Raw genomic sequence first — 17,425 nt, forward strand, 5'->3', positions numbered from 1 at the left:
GCGGCGCGGTTCGACTACATCGGCGACGACGTTCCCGCCCCCGCTGGCTCCGGCGGGGAAGGTCACGCTGGACGGGGACGAGACCGTGCTGCAGACGCTGGCCGGGCTGCTCGACGACTTCGATCCCGACTTCGGCATCGTCACTCCCTGATCACCGGAGCCGACTCGTCAGGGCAGCTCCGGCTGAGGAGGTGCCTCCCGGCGCCCTTGCGAAGAGGGCGCCGGGAAGCGGGGTGCCGCATGCGTGGCCTTCGGGGTCAGCGGAAGGTGACGGAGGCGCCGCCCGCCGGGGTGGTGACCGAGGCCGGGCACAGGAAGCCGCCCGAGGTGCGGGTGGCGGTGAAGGCACGGTTGACGTACTTGCGGGTCTCGCCGTCGCGGTCCCAGACCAGGGACGTGGCCCGGTAGCGGCAGCTGATGAACGACTGCTGGCCGGTGATGTCGATCAGGTCGGTGCGCGCGGTGGCGGTGGCGTCGTCGAAGGTGAAGGCGGGGTTGTTGTTGAGGGTGGCGGTGATCCCGCCGTCGCAGGTGAGGTTCCCGCCGGGGCGGTTGACGGTGGCCCGGTCGACGGACAGGGCGCTGGGCGCGGCGGCGCTGGTGTTCGCGCCGGTCCACGTGCAGGTGTTGCCCGCGACCACGATGACGCCGTCGGCCTTGAGTTCGGCGGTGGGGCCGGCCGCGGTGGCGGTGACCGCACCCGCGACGACCGTCGCGAAGGTGAGGGCCGCGATGCCGGTGTAGTGGGAGAGGTGCCTCATGTCGCTCCTCCTTGCCACGTCCTTGTGGCGTCTGGGGGGGGGCGAGGCCGGGAGGCCTCGCGGGAGAAGTGCGGAGAGATCTCGTACGGCGGCACGTCCGGCGGCAGGCGGTTCCGCCCGGAATCGCGACGCGCAGGGAGCGTGCCACAGGGGTCTTGAAATGTCATAGCCATGTCAAATCATTGGCCGGATTCCGGTGCGGGCCGGACCGAGCCGGTCGCCGAGGTGCCACGAGGGCCGCCAGCACGGCCTGGCCCTCCGGTGCGGGCGGGTGGTGCATGTGGGCGCTGTGCACGGTCGAGCATGAGGTGCGCGGAGCGGCGAGTTCCGCGTGCCCGGCGGGCTCCATGACCCGCATCCGCCAGTCGCCGACTTCGCCGCGTCGTACGCGGTGACCCAGGCCAGGCCGTTCGCGCGCAGCCGTTCCCCGTGGCGGGCCGCCGTGGTCGCGTCCACGCCGAGTGCCCGGCCGATCCGGGACCACGGCGCCCGGGGGATGCCTGCAGAGTGTCGACGAGAGCCAGGTCCGGTTCGGAGAGTCGACGTCCACGTCGGAGTCGCGGGAATCAGGTGTCAAAGCCCGTTCCACGATGCTTTCCTGCAATTCCTCATGGATATCGGTCGCAGACCGGATCGTTGGGGCACTTCCGGCCGATTCTCGGTTTCGGCCACGGCGATGAGGAGTGCCGCGTGTCTGCTCCGTCCCCGCAGTCCGCCCGGAGACCAGGTGGCCTTCGCCACCACGATGGCCCTCCTGACCCCGCAGGACGACGCCTCCTTCCGTAGCGCCACCGGCGTGTCCGACGTGCCCGCGTCCGCAAAGGAGCACGCATGACCGCCGCCTACCCGTCGCGGGCCGGGAACGGCGAACGCCGCCGGCACGCCGGCGTACGGGTCGAGCACCGGCGGTTCGACGGTCTCGTCCATGGCTTCTGCGCCATGGACCACCTCGGCCCGGCTGCCGGCGCAGCGACGGCCTGCATCAACGTCGCCCTCGAACGGCTGATCGGCTGAGACCCGCCGACAGCGCTACAAGAACGCCCCCTCTCCCTCCCGCCCGGAAAGGCTTCCGCATGAACGCGTACGGCTCCAGCACCGATCTCGCCTACCTCAGCGCCACCGAGGCGCGACGGCTCTTCGAGGCCCGCAAGCTGTCCCCCGTGGAGCTGATGCGTGCGGTCATCGACCGCGCCGAGCAGACCGAACCGGTCGTCAACGCCTTCACCGAGCAGCTCTTCGACGAGGCACTCGATCAGGCCCGGCACGCCGAGGACCGCTTCCTCGGCAAAGGCGGCCTGACGCCGCGCCCACTGGAGGGCATCCCGGTCGCCACCAAGGAGAAGCACGCCATCGCCGGGCGCTCCCTCACCGAGGGCTCGCTCGTCAACGTCGGCAACACCGCGACCGAGAACGCCCCGGTGATCGACCGCATCCTGGGCGCCGGCGGCATCATCCACGCCCGCACCGCCACCCCCGAGTTCTCCATCGCCGGCTTCACCCACAGCCGTCTGTGGGGCGTGACGCGAAACCCGTGGAATCCCGAGTTCACCCCCGGTGGCTCGTCCGGTGGCGCGGGTGCCTCCCTCGCGGCCGGCACCGCACTGCTCGCCTCCGCCTCCGACATCGGCGGCTCCACCCGCATCCCCGCCGCCTTCACCGGCACCGTCGGCTACAAGGCCCCGTACGGCCGGATTCCCGGCGTCGCACCGCTGTCCGCCGACCACTACCGCGGCGACGGGCCCATGGCCCGGACCGTCGACGACTGCATCACCTTCGCCAACGTCCTGGCCGGGCCCGACCCGCGCGACCACGTGTCCCTGCGCCCGAAGCTCGTCCTGCCGGCCGAGTACGAAGCGGTCGCGGGGATGCGCATCGCCCTGTGCGTCCGCCTGGGCGCGTACGACGTCCACCCGGACGTCGAGGCCAACACCCGCGCGGTCGCCCGTGCCCTCACCGACGCCGGGGCGGTCGTCGAGGAGATCGAACTCCCGTGGACCAGGGACGACATCCTCATCAGCCTCGCGGCACACTTCTCGACCATCTTCGGTGCCGTCGTCTCCGAGGTCGAAGCGGAGCACCGTGACCGGATGTCGGCCTACGCGGCAGCCTTCGCGGACACCATGGCCGTCGCCCGCGACAGCGTGACCTACCTCGACGGCCTGCGCGTCGAGACCCGGCTGCAGCGCGAGCTGGGCGAGGCGATGGTGCCTTTCGACGCCCTGATCTGCCCGACGACCGCCGTGCCCGGCCTGCCCGCCGGAGACGACCTCCTGGGCCGGCTCGTGGTGAACGGCGAGGACCACGGCGATCCCCTGTGGGCGGCGATGACCGCCCCCTTCAACATCAACAACCGCTGCCCCGTCCTCAACGTCCCCAGCGGCCACTCCAGTTGGGGCCTGCCCACGGGTGTCCAGATCGTCGGCCACACCTACGACGACCCGACGGTCTTCCGTATCGGCAAGGCCCTGGAGCGCCTCCGTCCCTGGACCTACACCGCGGACCACCGGCCGGCCGCCCGATCCACGGTGCGGCTGAGCATGGAGTGACGCCCGTCCCGTCGGCGGCGCGAGGCCGCGCACGGCCGTGGGGCAGTGGGGCCGTGCGCGGGAGGTGCCTACTGTGGAGGGGTGCCGGGCTCGTCGAATGCAGGATGGGCGGCGTGCCGAGGGCCGGTGAAGTAGTTCGCGTCCTTGGGGCGTGTGGGGTCATGAAGGGAGGGGTGGGGAGGCTGTGCCAGGTGGGGTATGTACTTGGAACAGTGGATGTACGCCTCCTCGATGCTCAGGTGCACCCACAGTTCGGGGTGGCGGCCCGGGGCGACGTCGGATGGCAGCTCGCGATGGTGCGAGCGCAGGTCCGTGTCGGTGTACAGGCGGGCCACGCCGTTGACGTGAAGGCCGATGCGGTCGTGGGTGAAGTCCACGAAGAGCATGCCGAGATGGGGGTTCTCCGTGATGTTGCCGGCGCTGGCGAGCACCCCGTTTCCCCGGAACTCGGGGTAGGCCACGGTGTGTTCGTCGATCACGTGGACGAATCCCGGCGGGCCTGCGCGGAAGCTGGCGTCGCACTCCCCCCGGGAGTCGGAGGTGGCCAGGAAGACCATGGACTGGCGGCCGATGAATTCCCGCATCTGGGGGGTGAGGCAGGGACGCACCTGCTGGTCGTAGAACCTGTGGGCGCGATCGGCGGTGCCCAGCTGCTGCTGCAGAAGGTGCTCGCCTGCTGAGCCGAAGGGCGTCGGGTGGAAGGTCACGGTGCGTTCTCCTGGCAGGGAGGAGGGGGAGGGGGAGGGGGAGAGGGCAACGGGGGTGGCCGGACCGGCGGAGCGTCAGGGGGCGGCCAGGACCGGGGTGTCGAACGGGTCGCAATGAATGCGGTCCGGCGCCGTGCCGCCGAGCGTGAGCGCCTGCCTCGCCGAGGTGACCATCGGGGCCGGACCGCTGAGGAAGACGTCGTGGTGGTACCACGGCCCGTACTCGGCCAGGACCTCCGGCAGGGACCCCCGGATCCCGGAAATGTACTCGTCGGAGACCGCGCCCCTGACCGTCAGCCAGTGATGCCGCTGTGCCATGCGCAGCATGTCGTCCACCCCGTACAGCTCGGCACCCGTACGGGCGCCGAGGAAGAGGTTCACCTGGTGCCGACCGCCGCGTCTGGCGACCTCCTCGATGAGCGCGCGGATGGGGGCGAGGCCCGTGCCGCCGGCCACGCAGAGCAAGTCGGTGTGGACGGCGCGGTCCAGCACCATGTCGCCCATGGGCGCGCCCAGGTGGACCACGTCGCCCACCGCTGCCCGGTACACCAGCGCTTCGCTGACCGAACCACCGGGCACCGCCCGTACGTGGAAGGTGAGGGTGCCGTCCTCGCGGGGCGCGTTCGCGGGGGAGTAGTAGCGCCACTGCTTGGGGTACCAGGGGGTCTCGATACTGACGAACTGACCGGCGGCGTGCTCGTACGGCAGGTGGGGACGCAGGGTGACCTCGGCGATGCCGTTCCCGCAGGGGAGGAGATGCACGATCGTGGCGGGCCAGACGGCGGGCCTTTCCTTCGCGTCCTGTTCGGCAGCGCTGATCATGACGTCGGCGACCGCTCCGTACGCCTTGGTCCACGCGTCGGCGATGTCCTGGGTCCAGGCGGGACCGGCGTAGCGGGCCAGGGAGGCGAGGAGGCATTCGCCCACCGCGGGGAAGTGCTCCCGGAGCGCGCCGAATTTGCGATGGTCACGCCCGAGGTGTCCGCAGAAGCGGACCAGGTTCTCCGGATCGTCGACCAGGTCGACGATGCGCAGCAGCGAGCGGAGCAGGCGGTCGCGCTGGGCGTCCATCCCCGGCGGGAACATCGGCCGCACCTCGGGATAGCGGGCGAAGAGGATCGCGTAGAAGTACACCGTCATGTCCGCGGCGAGCGGCGCGACCACCGACACGGAGGCGCGTATCAGCTCTGTCTCGTGGGCCGACAAAGGCGGCTCGACGACTTCCGGCTCAACGGTCTGCACATCCGGGGTGGGTGCCGGATCCTCCGGGAAGTGGACCGCGGGCGTGCTGCCTGGGCGTCTGATCCGGAATCTCAAGAGACCAGAGCTCCGCCGCCCGGTATTCGAGACGGCCGGACCCGGACGGACCGCAGCGTGGCCGCGTGGACGGAGCGGCGCCCCCGATGGGCACCACAGGCGGGTACTTCACTGGCTGGCATGGGTCCTCAAGAGTGGCCGGGAGCATAGAAGCGGACTGAGCAGCTCCGGACGCTACCCGACGGCGGGGGTGACTCAGAAGTAGCCAGGGGATGCATGAGACGGTCGACCCGGTTTTGTCCCAAAGGTCGAGGTCATGACGCAACTGCGGCAGCGACGTTCGGCGATGCTCATCAGACGCTTCCTTCCCGTCGCCTTCCTGAATGCGGTCGGGGCACGGGTGAGCGGCGGGTGCCAGGCTCGCTGGTGCCGCTCGGCGATCCGCGCGAGCGCGAGACCGCGCCGCACGTCATCGGGCAGGGCGTCGGCGGCTGCCTCTACGCGCCAGTCTTCTGGGGAAGTGAAGTGTGGTGGGCGCGGACGTCCGTGTCCGTGTCGATCAGGCTGATCAGGATCGGGTTGGGTCCGGACGGGGCGCCGGCGGATGCGCGGACGCGGTAGCGGAGGGTGGACACCGCGTTCTTGGCGAGGGGGGTGCCGCCCGTGTAGAGCGCGTAGGGGTACGCGTCGTTGGCGAGGCGCAGCGTGGCTGTGCGCCAGGTCCCGGTCGAGCGGTCCCAGCCTTCCAGGACGTATGCGGGCCCGGCCGTGCCTCCCGGCATGACCTCCATCTGGAAGGCGAGCAGCAGGTGCCGGTAGGCGCGGGTGTTGCCGTTGCGGAGGGTGACGGTGAACTCCTGTGCGGCACCGCCGGGCTTCAGATCGAGCCGGCCGCCCGGCGTGGCCACGTGCATCGCGAGGTACGTCGGCGCCGGGGGCGTGGTCGCTGTCTTCGGCGGCGGCGCGGTGCGCGATGCGGGGCGGCCGGCAGCGCTCACCTTGGGTGTGGGTGCGGCTGCGGACGAAGGGCTGACCGAGGGCCGGTGCGTGGCGGCCGGGGCCGGGGCCGGGGCCGAGGACGGGGGCACCGGGGCTGAGGACGAGGGCACAGGGGTCGAGGTCCGCGAGGTCGTCGCCTTGGCAGGCGTACCGGATCCAGGGTCGCAGCCGGTGCCGGCCGCTGCCAGCAGCGCGGCACCGACCGTGCCGACGATGACCGCGCGGGTACGGTGCATGTGGTGTCCCCTGATGTTGGTCGACGCGATTGCTGGGCAAACGTAGCGACGGGAGGACACGGGGAAGCGGAGGGTGCGTAACGCTTTGCGGACGGTCTGCGGCTGGTCGCGGGCCGCACGCCGCGGAAGTGTCGATGCGTGGCCGCCCCGGCTCCACTTCGCGAGCGCTCCACTGCTCATGGTGCGTCACGCAATCCCGGCCAGGAGGCCCACCGCCCCCCGCCCGCGAGTTCGAGCCGAACTCGCCTACCGCGCGATGGGCCACCTGTCGAGCGTCCGAAGCACGGTCAGCTCGTCAGGGACGTCCACATGGTCAGGGGACGGTCGTCGACCGAGATCTGGTCCTCGTGGCCGCTGCCGTCGCGGATCACGATGATCCGGTACTTGTCCTGGTGGAACACCCAGAACAGACTCAGGCCGTTGATCCGCTGCATGTCCGGTACCGCGAGGAATTCGTCGACCTGGGTGATCCCGTTCAGTGACCGCCACAGGTCGAGCCCGCGGTCGCCGCGCTCCAGGGCGTCCTGGTGCATCCTGCCGTCGGCGACCGAGATGAGCCGGTAGACCTGACGGCCCATGAGGGTGTGGAAGACCCAGTAGTGGCTCTTGCCGTTCACCCGCTGCATGTCGGGCACCGGCAGGAAGGCGTCCACCCTTTCGATGCCGCTGAACGAGACCCAGGCGGAGAGCGAGCGATCCGGGATGTCGATCCCGGCCGCCTGCTCGGGAGGGAGCCCGGCCTCGGCGCCGTCGGCGATCCAGATCCGCCGGTAGACCTGCCGGCCCTCGGCGGTGTGGAACAGCCAGAACCGGCTGCGGCCGTTGATCCGCTGCTCGTCCGGGACGGGCAGGATCGCGTCGACCTTCGTCACCCCGGCGTAGCACGGCCACAGGGTCAGTGGCCGGTCGGGGCGTTCTCGGACGTCCACGTGCTCGTCGCCGTCGGCGATGGAGACGGTCCGGCATACGGCGCCGTCGCTGCCCGCCCCGTATGCCCAGTACCAGCTCTTTCCCTGGTCCCGCTGCATCCCGGGGACGGGCAGGAAGGCGTCGGTCGGCCGGACGACGGCGGGCGGCTTGTCGGTGAGCCGGCCGTCACCGAGCAGCCGCAGCAGGGTCAGCGAGGGGGCGAAGGCATAGACGGACCCCTCTGTCACGACGAACTGACTGAGGCTCAGCTGCGTGGTCTTGCCGGGGGTCTCGTAGCTGAGCTTGCCGGCGGCGCCGACCATTCCGTCGGGGCCGGGCTTGTTGGTCCGGTTGGGCGGAAAGTCCGGGCTGTCCATCCACGCCTTCTGGATGAACTCGAACTGCTGCACGAGGTCCGACTGGTAGCAGACGAAGAGGAGGCCGCGCTTCTCGTCGGGCCCGCCGGGGCCCTCCGAGGCGGGGTCGAAGGGTGCGCCGTACGGGGCACCGCGGCGGATGATCCGGCGGCGGTCCATCACCGGATTCTCGTCGAACGGCGGATCGCCGGGCTTCTCCTGCAGGCCGTCCCGGGGGTTGGTCTTGCGCAGGTGCGAGAAGAGCGGCGTGACGAAGCCCTCGGGGTCGTTGCGGTAGCCGAAGTCGTTGTCGTCGCCGGACAGCGCGTTGGAGGGCCTGTCGGCATGGGGACACGTGGCGACGGGGGTGCCGGAGCGCCACCGGCCGACGAGGCGGGCGGCCAGCCACTCCGAGGTGGCCTCGGGCGGCACCACTTTGGCCTCCTTGAGCACCTTCAGCTGGACGGCGACCTGGAACCAGAAGCCCGGGACGTCCTGGCCGAGCCGCCGCACCACCTGGAAGCTGCCGTTGTCGGCCCAGTCGGGCGTGTCGTGCGGCACGCCGCCGACCCGGTCGTGCCCGACGACGAACTCGCCGGGTGGGATGAGCCGGGTCCCGTGATGGCCCTTGACGTACTCGGGCTTGACGGGGTCGGGCTCGTCGAAGCCGGTCACGCCGGGCTCGCTGACGCCGTCCTTGAAGCCGAAGTGCTCCTTGCCCCTCCGACTGCCGGGCAGTGTGGCGGCGTCCTGCTGGAACACGATCACGATCTTTGCTGCGGCGGCCGCCTCGCGCTGCTGTCTGACCGCCGCCTGGAGGTCCTGGACGGTGTCGGAGGCGACGGTGAGGACGGCGTGGACGACCTGGCCCTTGCCGTTGCCGAAGAGCCACATCTCCGGTGAGCTGTCGCCGGTGTCCCCGAGCGCCCGCTTGTTCGAGCCCTGCTTGAAGGCCTCCAGGCCGCTGCCGGGCTTGACGGTGGGCAGCGGATCCTTTCCGGTCAGCTCCTGCAGGCCCGCGCAGGTGAAACTGACGTTGATCCACGTGGCCTTCAGCGTCTTCGGGTCGTCGCCGGCCGAGGCCTTCCTGGCCTTGCTGAAGGCGGCGTTGAAGGTCGCCACCTGCCGCGTCGTGGAGATTTGCGGTTCCAGGCTCCTGACCCAGGTACGTGCCCGCGCCGGGTCCTCGAACTTGAGGAACAGCAGGGTCATCTGGTCCTTCTTGAAGCCGGCGATCACATCGCCCTGGATGTCGTCGCTGTCACGCAGCTCGAGGTCGTCCACCATGCTCACTCCAGAAGATCGACACCTCCACGCCTTTGTTGCGCAGAGTGATCAGCAACGTACGTGGCACTTGTACGGGCGTCCGGTGGCCGACAGGCCGATGAGGCTGTCCGTCACTCGTTCGTTGTCCACAAACCTGCTGGTCGGGGGGCGCGCGAGGCGCAGTGCGGCGCTTTCGAGGCTCGCGATCACCCGCCTGCATGCCCCGGGGTGACAGCCGGGCAACCCGCCGGAATGCTGAAGCCTGTCACTTTGCGTGAACAGGTGGCAGTCCTGGCTCAGTCCGTCCCCGACGTGTCCCCCGGTCGGGGCTGGTGCGCCTTCACCTCTCCGGCAAGGAGTCCCATGTCCCGCAGTAATCCGCCCCTGCCCGCCCGCCGACGGCTCGCCGCGGCGATCTCCGTCTGCGCCGCCACCGCGATGGCCGCGTCCATGGCCCTGGTGTCGGCCGGCCCCGTTCTCGCCCACACCGGCCACGGCGAGGAGGGCGATGCCTTTCCCTACGGCCCGGCCTCCCGGGCGGCGACCGCACCGGTCACCCTCGACCCGGCCGAGGCGGCGACGCTCGGCAAGGAGCACGCCGAGGAGCACGCCCGTACACGGAAGGCCATGGCCGGCGTCGGCGAGTACCCGCAGACGACCCGTACGGAGCGGCTCAAGGCGCTGACCGCCTCCCAGGAGAAGGCCAACGCGTCCTTCGACGCAGCCGAGTTCGGCCGGTTCCGGGAGTACTTCCAGTCCCCGGACTTCGCGGCCCACGTCGCGCTGCTGCCCACCGGCAAGGTCCTGCTGTTCTCCTTCGAGCGGATCGAGAGCAACCCGCAGAAGGAACCCGCCCCCACCGACACCATCGGCAAGGAGAACGCCGGCCGCGCCTGGATCTGGGACCCCACCAAGGGGACGGGCCCCAGCGCGTTCACCGAGAAGAAGCCGCCGGTCATCAACATGCCCGACGGCAAGAACGAGCCCCGCCCGGCCCCGTTCTTCTGCGCCGGTCACTCCTATCTGCCCAACGGCATGCTCGGCGTCTTCGGCGGCAACCTCGGCGGCAACGGAGGCTCCGGTGCCAAGCTGTCCCTGGTCTTCGACCCCTGGGCGGAGGACTGGTACCTGAACAAGGACATGTCCGTCGGTCGGTGGTACCCGAGCGTGGTCACCGGCGCCGACGGACGTCAGGTGATCATGTCCGGCCAGTCGGAGCTCGGCTGGGGCACCCCCACCCCGGTCGTCGAGCGCTTCCCCGCCGCGACCCAACAGGTGCCGTTCGACAAGTCGGTCAAGCCGATCGGCTGGGAGGTGGACAAGCTCAAGACCGAAGCCCCGTTCAAGTGGGACTATCCGCAGCTGTTCTCGCTGCGCGACGGGAAGATCTACGGTCTCGGCCGCTCCGTGGACCAGCAATGGCTCTTCGACACCGTCGCCGACACCAGGACCGACCTGCCGAACCGCCCGGACATCAACAAGGACAAGCCCGGCCCGGACGGCGGGGAGTGGAGGCGCAACTACGGCTCCGCGGTCCCCCTGCCAGCCGGCTTCAGAGGTCCCGACTCGGTCCTGGTCCTCGGTGGTGACCGCAACGACCCGAACACCTACCGTCTGGCCGGCGGCAAGTGGAACACCGAGAAGCCCCGCGCCTTCGGGCGGACCCAGGACGACACCCTGCTCCTGCCGAACGGCAACCTGCTCACCGTCAACGGTGCCTTCGACATTCGCGACTACGGCAACGGGCCGTACAACCCCAACGCCGACCTGAAGTACCGCCAGACCGAACTGCGCGACGAGAACGGCGACTGGAAGCTCGGCCCCGTCCAGCGGCTGCCGCGCGGCTACCACTCCAACGGCGTGGTCCTCCCGGACGGCCGAGTCATGATCACGGGCGACGAACTCCAACAGCTCGCCAACGACCCCGACATCAGCGACAACAACAACGGCAGCATCGAGATCTACGAACCGGCCTACCTCCACCAGGGCAGCCGCCCAGCGCTCGGCCTGATCTTCAACCCCAGCGTCGGCTACAACGAGAAGATCACGGTGAGCACCAGCACGCCCAGCGAGGTGTCCCGCGCCGTACTGCTGGCCCCGACCACCGCCACCCACTCGATCAACACCAGCCAGCGTCACCTCGAACTGCGCATCAAGAGCCGCAGTGGCAACTTCCTGGAGCTTCAGGCCCCGCCGACCGCCGCCGCGGCCCCGCCCGGCCACTACATGCTCTTCCTCCTCAACGAGGAGGGCGCACCGAGCAAGGCCGGCTGGGTCCAGCTCAAGCCCCCGGCGACGGGTGCCGCCGCCAAGGCGAAGGCCGGCGACTGACACCCGCTGTTCCCTCCGGGGCGGGCCCCCAGCCTGGTCACGGGCACGGCTGGGGCCCGCCTGCGGACGGCACCCTTCGCGCGGCGGCCCCAAGGCGGGACACCGTGTCCGTGTCCGCCGTCGTCGTCGCCGCGGCCGTCGGCCACCAGGACACCTGCACCCTCGCCGCTCCGCCAGGAGTCGCCATCTCCGGGACCGGGGCCTACGGTTGAAGAACCGGGGTTCCCACCGTCGCGCCGAGCCGGATCACCTCGCCGCCGCGCATCGCAAGGTCGCCATCACCGGGGGAAGCCTCGCGGTCACCGACGGTCGTGGCCATCGTCGGCCTCCGACCGCAAGGAGGCGTCCGTACCGATGGACCCGAAGACACTCCTGGAGAAAGCGGCACCCCTGCTGTGGCGTCTTGCCGACGACGCCGTCGACTCCCTGGCGAACCCGCTGGCCGGCCTCCGACCCCTCGACGGGGAAGGCGAACCCCTGCAGGGCAGGCTGCTGGAACCGCTCACGGACCTCCCGGACGGCCACGCACTGCTCGGGCTGCTGCGCGACATGCTCGGCGACGTCACCTCGGCCGCGACACCCGTCCACGCACACGGGTGGCACCGAGCACAGGGCTCGGCCAGAGGGCTGGCTCTCGTCCTCGGAACGACCGGCTCACGCGCCGTTCTCGCGGTCACGCCCGGACCGGACAACCAGGGGCCGACCATCGACGTCGTCGTCACCCCTGGCGCCGCCTTCAACCACACACTCGGCGGCGCGGACACGGAGTGGCAGGTGACCCTCGACGTCCGGTCCGAGCAGGTCTGGAACGCGAGTTACTCACCCGGTTCCGATCCGGTGCCTCCGGTGGGCACCGCGACGATCACCGCAACCCGGCAGGGAGCGCTGACCGGCGGCCCCGCCGACGGGCCGCACGTCTCGACGGACGGCATAGCCGTGGGGCTGGCCGTGACACCCGGCGCGCCTGTCGTCGCCACCCTGGGAGTCGAGGACTTCCAGGTGGCGGTCCTCCCGTCCGCACTCGCCAGCTTTCTCGGGGACGGTGGAGGCGCCACCACCGAGAAGACCGACATCAAGATCCAGGCCAGCAGGGCCGACGGTCTCCGGTTCAAAGAGGGCGGTGTGCGGCTGCAGCGGCCGGTGAACATCAGCCTGCCGGGCGTCACCACGCGGCAGTTCGCGGTGGAACTGGACCACGACGAGAACGGATTGCTGCTGAGGCCGACTCTGTCCGTCCTGGCGAAACCACCCGTCCTGCCGCTCACCGCGGCGCTCGACGGACTCGGCCTGCAGGTGCCGCTCAACCTCCTCGGCGACGGCATCGGGATCGACACCGACCGCATCGAGGCGGCGTTCCCCACCGGCATGGGCATCGGGCTCCAATTGGGCGCGGTCGGCGGCGGCGGCGCGGTCCAGCAACGCGGCACACCCGGCGGCGGCGCCTACGCGGGGGCCCTGGACATCGACCTCGGCTTCGTGCGGGTCCAGGCCTTCGGCCTGCTGCAACTCCCCGTCGACGGGCAGCAGTTGTCGTTCCTCGTCCTGCTCGGCGCGGAGTTCGGCTACCCCGGCATCCAGCTGGGCTTCGGTTTCGCCCTGGACGCGGTCGGTGGCCTGGTGGGCCTCAACCGCCGGGTGGACGAGAACCGGCTGCGCGGCCTCGTCCTCGCGGGAAACGCCGACCGGATCCTCTTCCCCGGCAACGTCGTCGCACGCGCCGACGAAATCGCCGGCTCCCTGGAAGCCTGCTTCCCCGTCGCCCGCGACAGGTTCGTCGTCGGACCGATGCTCCGGATCACCTGGGGCGGCCGCATCGTCAGCCTCTCGGCCGCCCTCGTCATGGACCTGCCCGCACCGGTGCGCACCCTGCTCCTGGGCCGGCTCCTCGTCGCCGTACCGGACCCCGTCCTGCCGCTCGTCCGGATCCAGGCCAACATCTTCGGCTCGATCGATCCCTCCGTACCGGCCGTCGAACTGCTCGCGACGCTGACCGGCTCCACGATCGTCGGCACCCCGGTCAGCGGCGAGTGCTACCTCCTCTTCCGAGGCGGCCGGGACGCGGCGTTCGTCCTCTCCGCAGGGGGCTTCCACCCCCGTTTCGTACGCCCCCCGGGCGTGCCCGCGCTGCGCCGGCTCGCGATGGAGCTCGGCGGGCCCGTCCTGCGCCTGCGGGCGGAGGCCTACCTGGCGCTGACCTCCAACTCGCTGCAGTTCGGCGCACAGCTGAGCCTGGACGCGACGATAGCCGGATGCGGCGTCGAGGGGTACCTCGGCCTCGACGCCCTCTTCGTGTGGGAGCCGACCCTGTCGTTCGCCGTGCACATCTTCGCCGGTGTCGCCGTGCTCGCCTTCGGCGAGCGACTGGCCAGCGTCGGCCTCGACTTCACCCTGGAGGGACCCGCCCCCTGGCACGCCTTCGGCACGGGAAGCATCTCCGTGCTCTTCTGGGACGTCTCCCTCGACTTCGACGAGCGATGGGGCGACGACCCGGCTCTCGCGCAGAAGGCCGAGGACATCCTTCCGCTCCTGCGGGACGCGCTCACCCGGCCCGACGCCTGGACGGCGGAGCCCCCGGCCGCCCAGCGGTCCGGCGTCCGCTTCACCGAAGAGGCGAACGCGGCACTGGCGAAGGGCGATGTGGCCCTGCCCGACGCGACCTTCCGGCTGAGCCAGCGGATCGTTCCGCTCGACACCCCCGTCCACCGCTTCCACCGGCTCGGCGTTCCCGCGCAGTCGTGGCAGCTCTCACCGGTGGAGCGGACGTCCGGCGCACCGCTCGGTACGTTCGGAACGGTCACCGAACGGTTCGTCCCCGGTGAGTACTTCGCACTGACCGACGAGCAGCAGCTCACGAGCAACGCGTTCGAGGACCTGCCGAGCGGCGTACGGCTGGCCGGCAGCGACGTCCGGCCCGGCGAGCGCCATCTCGTCGACGACAGCTACGAGACGGGATACAAGGTCGAACCCGAGTGGTTCACCGGATTCCCGGTGCCGGCCAACGGCAAGGCCCTGCCCGGCACAGGCCTGTTCACCCTCGAGAGCTTCGCCCGACCGGTGGGCGCCGCCGAGCGGGCCGACCGCTGGCGGGCGGCCCAGCGGCCGATCGGCACGACACGAGTGGAGATCCACACATGAGCCGACGCTGGTTCCTCGCATCCGTCGCACTCGGTGCCGCGGCCGACGCCGCTTCGGTGAAGGACGCACGGCCCCTGTTCACTCCCGCCGCCAAGATCACCAGAACGGTCGACGGCAGCCCCGCCGAGACGTTTCCGGACCGTCCAGGGCCCAGCCTCCAGCTCCTCGGCCCCGGCGACGCCCTCGGCTTCGACCGGTCGATCGTCGTGCGCAACGAGCCGCCCGACGGCGCGACGGACGCGGTGCCCGAGTACCTCGCCCATGTCGAGTTCTCGGATGCGAGCCTCCCCTGGCTGCTCAGCCTCCCGGCGGCCCGCCGGCTGCCCTGGCTGACGCTGCTCGTGCTCCGCGACGACGAGGGCGACCTGGCCCCCGGCACCCTCTCGCCCGTCGTCACGGCACCGGGCAGCGCTCTGCCCGACCTGGCCGAATCGTGGGCGTGGGCGCATGTGGAAGCGCGGGTCGAGGACGGCGAGGCACCGCAGGACGCCGTCGCCCGCGACGTACGCAGCGGTGTGGACGACGTGGTCTCCAGACTCGTCTGTCCCCGCAAACTGGACCCGGACCGTGGCTGGCTGGCCTGCGTGGTCCCCGCCACCAAGGCCGGCCGCGCCGCCGGACTCGGCGAACCGCCGCCCCCGGACGGCGCCGCCGCCGCGTGGGCGCCGGGCCAGAACCAGGTCACGCTGCCCGTCTACTACGCGTGGCGGTTCCGCACCGGCGAGGAGGGCACCTCCTTCGAGGACCTCGCCCGCAGGATCGACCCCGTGCCCACGGAGACGCTGGAAGGGCTCGGTTTCGGCTCCCGCACCGTCGGCGTGCGCCACCCGTGGCCGCATGCCGACCTCCTCCAGGGCGTCGCCCCCGACAAGGTCACCGTCCCGGTCCATGGCGCCCTCACCCTCCCCGACACCGACACCGCGGACGAGGCGTGGAGCCATCTGCCCAGCATGGACAAGTTCCGCGAACTCGTCGTCGACCACCTCGACGCCCCCGCGTCGCGGCGGCTGCCCGACCACGTCGGCTCCCCACCCGACCGGGACGAGAAGGCCGTGGCGGCGCCCCTCTACGGGAGCCACCACAGCGGCGTGCAGACGGTACCGCCCGGCGGCTGGATGAGACAGCTGAACACCCAGGTGAAATACCGGATCGCTGCGGCGATCGGAGCCCGGTACGTCCAACTGGAGCAGGAGTTCCTGATGGCGCGCGCCTGGGAGCAGCTCGGGCAGGCCGACGAGGCGAACCAGGCACTCGCGGCCGGAGAACTCGCCGCCGCGGCCGCCGAGGCCGCGCAGGCCAAGCACCTCGGCCCGATGAAGACGGCCGCCCTGACGGAGCTCGCCACGCTCTACCGCGACGCCGTGGAGCAATCCGCCGGAGGAGCCGGACCCCTGCAGGCCGTCCTCGCCCCGTCCGCGGTTCCGCGGGGCGCGGCGTCGACGGCGTTCGTACGGCTCACCCGGCCCGGCGGCGCCCTTCGCCGCCGCACCGGGCGGACGACGGCGAAACTGGACGTCGGCGACGTGATGCCGACCGCCGCCTTCCTCAGCACGGCGATGGACGCCCCCAAGACCTGCCTGCCGGTCACCTGGCTCGCCGGAGTGAAGGAAGAGGCACTCCAGGCGGCCACCGGGACGGTCCAGGGGCCGCTGACCCCGCAGACGGTCTTCGGAGACCCGGCCGCCGCGTTCTCGACCAGGACCCTCGGCCACTTCATCTACACGATGTGGATGGTGTACGTCGACTACCTCGAAACGGACGACGGCGGACGGGAGATGTTCGAAGAGTTCGGAAAACCCAGGGACAGACTGAAGGCGCTCGCCGACCAGGCGAACCAGGTCGCGGTCGACCGCAGGCCACGTACGACGTCGCAGCCCGTGCTCGTGCGGGGAATCCGCCGACTGATCAGCGCCGAGGACGAGTCCGCACCCCTGCTCGCCGACACCAGCCTCGGCATGACCGGCGGCGAGCTCGTCGGCCGCATCCGGCGGCGGGTCCGCCCCGTGCCGCGGACCATGGACCAGTTGACGACGCTCCTCGGCGAGTCGGTGATGTCCGGCCGCACCGTCGACGACCCGCGTCCGCTGCGCCCCCTCATGCGGCACCCCGAGTTCGGCTTCCCGATCGCCGCCGAACTGCTCGCCCGTTGGCCGGAATGGGCCGTGCCGGGGATCACGGACTTTCCGGACGACTCCTCGGCCCTCCTCGAACCCAATCCGGCGTTCGTGGAGGCCCTCCTGGTCGGACTGAACCAGGAGTTCAACCGGGAGCTGCGCTGGCGGGAGTACCCGACGGACGAAGCGGGCACCCCGTTCTCGCGGTTCTGGCCGCCCGGAGGCGCGGCCCCCGGCTACGGCGAGATCGCCCGGTGGGGACCCGACGACAAGCTCGGCGACCACGACCCGAGCGCCGACTCGAAGCTCCTGGTCCTCCTGATCCGCGCCGAGGTGCTGCGCCGCTGTCCGGGCACCCTCGTGCTCGCCGCGAAGTCCGCGGACCGGACCGTGGAAGGCGCGGGGGTCACATGGCAGAAGCCTCGGTTCGTCCTTCCCGTGGACGAGCGGACCAACCTCTACGGATTCGAGGGCCTGACCGCGGCCCAGGCCGTCGCCGAGCACTGGATGTTCGTGGTGCGCGAACCCATGCGTACGGCACAGTTCGGCTTCGATAAACTGACCGACGACTCACCGCCGTTCGACTCCTGGCCCGACCTGACGTGGGACAAGGTGCCGAAGGTGAACGGCTTCGTCGTACCGCGCGTGGTCGGCGGGCTGCCGCCGACGCTCGCCACGCCGCTCGACCCTCCCCGGTGGGAGGGGCTGGACGCCGCCGACTTCGCGCGGATCCTGTTCCAGCGACCGTTCCAGGTGGCGTTCTCGGCGAAGATGATGACGGGGTGAGGGGCATCGGCGCATCGCAGCC

11 protein-coding genes are annotated in these 17,425 nt (G+C 71.0%); 6 read left to right on the top strand and 5 right to left on the bottom strand.

Annotated features, from left to right (window positions below):
* The first annotated feature begins 43 nt into the window (after positions 1-43).
* The gene (locus tag OG462_RS39045; protein ID WP_406066883.1) at positions 44-151 is read left to right on the top strand and encodes an alkyl sulfatase C-terminal domain-containing protein; all 108 of its coding nucleotides are present in this window, start codon (positions 44-46) and stop codon (positions 149-151) included.
* A gap of 106 nt (positions 152-257) precedes the next feature.
* Here the strand turns inward: OG462_RS39045 and OG462_RS39050 are convergent, their stop codons facing one another.
* The gene (locus OG462_RS39050; protein ID WP_406065367.1) at positions 258-761 is read right to left on the bottom strand and encodes a hypothetical protein; all 504 of its coding nucleotides are present in this window, start codon (positions 759-761) and stop codon (positions 258-260) included.
* Between the two features lie 831 nt (positions 762-1,592).
* Here OG462_RS39050 and OG462_RS39055 point away from each other — a divergent pair.
* Both OG462_RS39055 and OG462_RS39060 read left to right on the top strand, forming a co-directional pair.
* On the top strand, positions 1,593-1,775 hold the full coding sequence (locus OG462_RS39055; RefSeq protein ID WP_406065369.1) for a hypothetical protein: 183 nt from the start codon (positions 1,593-1,595) through the stop codon (positions 1,773-1,775).
* A 59-nt stretch (positions 1,776-1,834) separates the two neighbouring features.
* Positions 1,835-3,307 carry an amidase gene (locus OG462_RS39060; protein WP_406065371.1) on the top strand — a complete coding sequence of 491 codons (1,473 nt, stop codon included), beginning with the start codon at positions 1,835-1,837 and terminating at the stop codon, positions 3,305-3,307.
* Positions 3,308-3,375: 68 nt separating this feature from the next.
* Here the strand turns inward: OG462_RS39060 and OG462_RS39065 are convergent, their stop codons facing one another.
* The 4 genes from OG462_RS39065 to OG462_RS39080 all read right to left on the bottom strand — a co-directional run bounded on the left by OG462_RS39065 (position 3,376) and on the right by OG462_RS39080 (position 9,058).
* A complete protein-coding gene (locus tag OG462_RS39065; protein WP_406065373.1) occupies positions 3,376-4,014 on the bottom strand; it encodes a pyridoxamine 5'-phosphate oxidase family protein in 639 nt (212 codons plus the stop codon).
* 75 nt (positions 4,015-4,089) lie between these two features.
* On the bottom strand, positions 4,090-5,256 hold the full coding sequence (locus tag OG462_RS39070; protein ID WP_406065375.1) for a globin domain-containing protein: 1,167 nt from the start codon (positions 5,254-5,256) through the stop codon (positions 4,090-4,092).
* A gap of 512 nt (positions 5,257-5,768) precedes the next feature.
* On the bottom strand, positions 5,769-6,506 hold the full coding sequence (locus OG462_RS39075; RefSeq protein ID WP_406065377.1) for a hypothetical protein: 738 nt from the start codon (positions 6,504-6,506) through the stop codon (positions 5,769-5,771).
* A gap of 287 nt (positions 6,507-6,793) precedes the next feature.
* The gene (locus OG462_RS39080; protein ID WP_406065379.1) at positions 6,794-9,058 is read right to left on the bottom strand and encodes a Dyp-type peroxidase; all 2,265 of its coding nucleotides are present in this window, start codon (positions 9,056-9,058) and stop codon (positions 6,794-6,796) included.
* A gap of 342 nt (positions 9,059-9,400) precedes the next feature.
* On the opposite strand from OG462_RS39080, the gene OG462_RS39085 reads away from it, so the two are divergent.
* From OG462_RS39085 to OG462_RS39095, 3 genes are all read left to right on the top strand, one after another.
* Positions 9,401-11,368: a galactose oxidase-like domain-containing protein gene (locus OG462_RS39085; protein WP_406065381.1), complete on the top strand. Its 1,968-nt coding sequence runs from the start codon at positions 9,401-9,403 to the stop codon at positions 11,366-11,368.
* Between the two features lie 354 nt (positions 11,369-11,722).
* Positions 11,723-14,503, top strand: coding sequence for a DUF6603 domain-containing protein (locus OG462_RS39090; protein ID WP_406065383.1), 2,781 nt, complete (start codon positions 11,723-11,725; stop codon positions 14,501-14,503).
* Positions 14,500-17,403: a hypothetical protein gene (locus OG462_RS39095; RefSeq protein WP_406065385.1), complete on the top strand. Its 2,904-nt coding sequence runs from the start codon at positions 14,500-14,502 to the stop codon at positions 17,401-17,403. The genes OG462_RS39090 and OG462_RS39095 overlap by 4 nt, the downstream gene beginning before the upstream one ends.
* Positions 17,404-17,425: the final 22 nt, after the last annotated feature.

This window comes from Streptomyces sp. NBC_01077 (assembly GCF_045162855.1).
GTDB lineage: Bacteria > Actinomycetota > Actinomycetes > Streptomycetales > Streptomycetaceae > Streptomyces.

Coding starts and splice junctions, on each gene's coding strand:
- OG462_RS39090 (WP_406065383.1), top strand. CDS start 11,723: ATGGACCCGAAGACACTCCTGGAGAAAGCGGCACCCCTGCTGTGGCGT.
- OG462_RS39095 (WP_406065385.1), top strand. CDS start 14,500: ATGAGCCGACGCTGGTTCCTCGCATCCGTCGCACTCGGTGCCGCGGCC.
- OG462_RS39080 (WP_406065379.1), bottom strand. CDS start 9,058: ATGGTGGACGACCTCGAGCTGCGTGACAGCGACGACATCCAGGGCGAT.
- OG462_RS39055 (WP_406065369.1), top strand. CDS start 1,593: ATGACCGCCGCCTACCCGTCGCGGGCCGGGAACGGCGAACGCCGCCGG.
- OG462_RS39085 (WP_406065381.1), top strand. CDS start 9,401: ATGTCCCGCAGTAATCCGCCCCTGCCCGCCCGCCGACGGCTCGCCGCG.
- OG462_RS39050 (WP_406065367.1), bottom strand. CDS start 761: ATGAGGCACCTCTCCCACTACACCGGCATCGCGGCCCTCACCTTCGCG.
- OG462_RS39060 (WP_406065371.1), top strand. CDS start 1,835: ATGAACGCGTACGGCTCCAGCACCGATCTCGCCTACCTCAGCGCCACC.
- OG462_RS39075 (WP_406065377.1), bottom strand. CDS start 6,506: ATGCACCGTACCCGCGCGGTCATCGTCGGCACGGTCGGTGCCGCGCTG.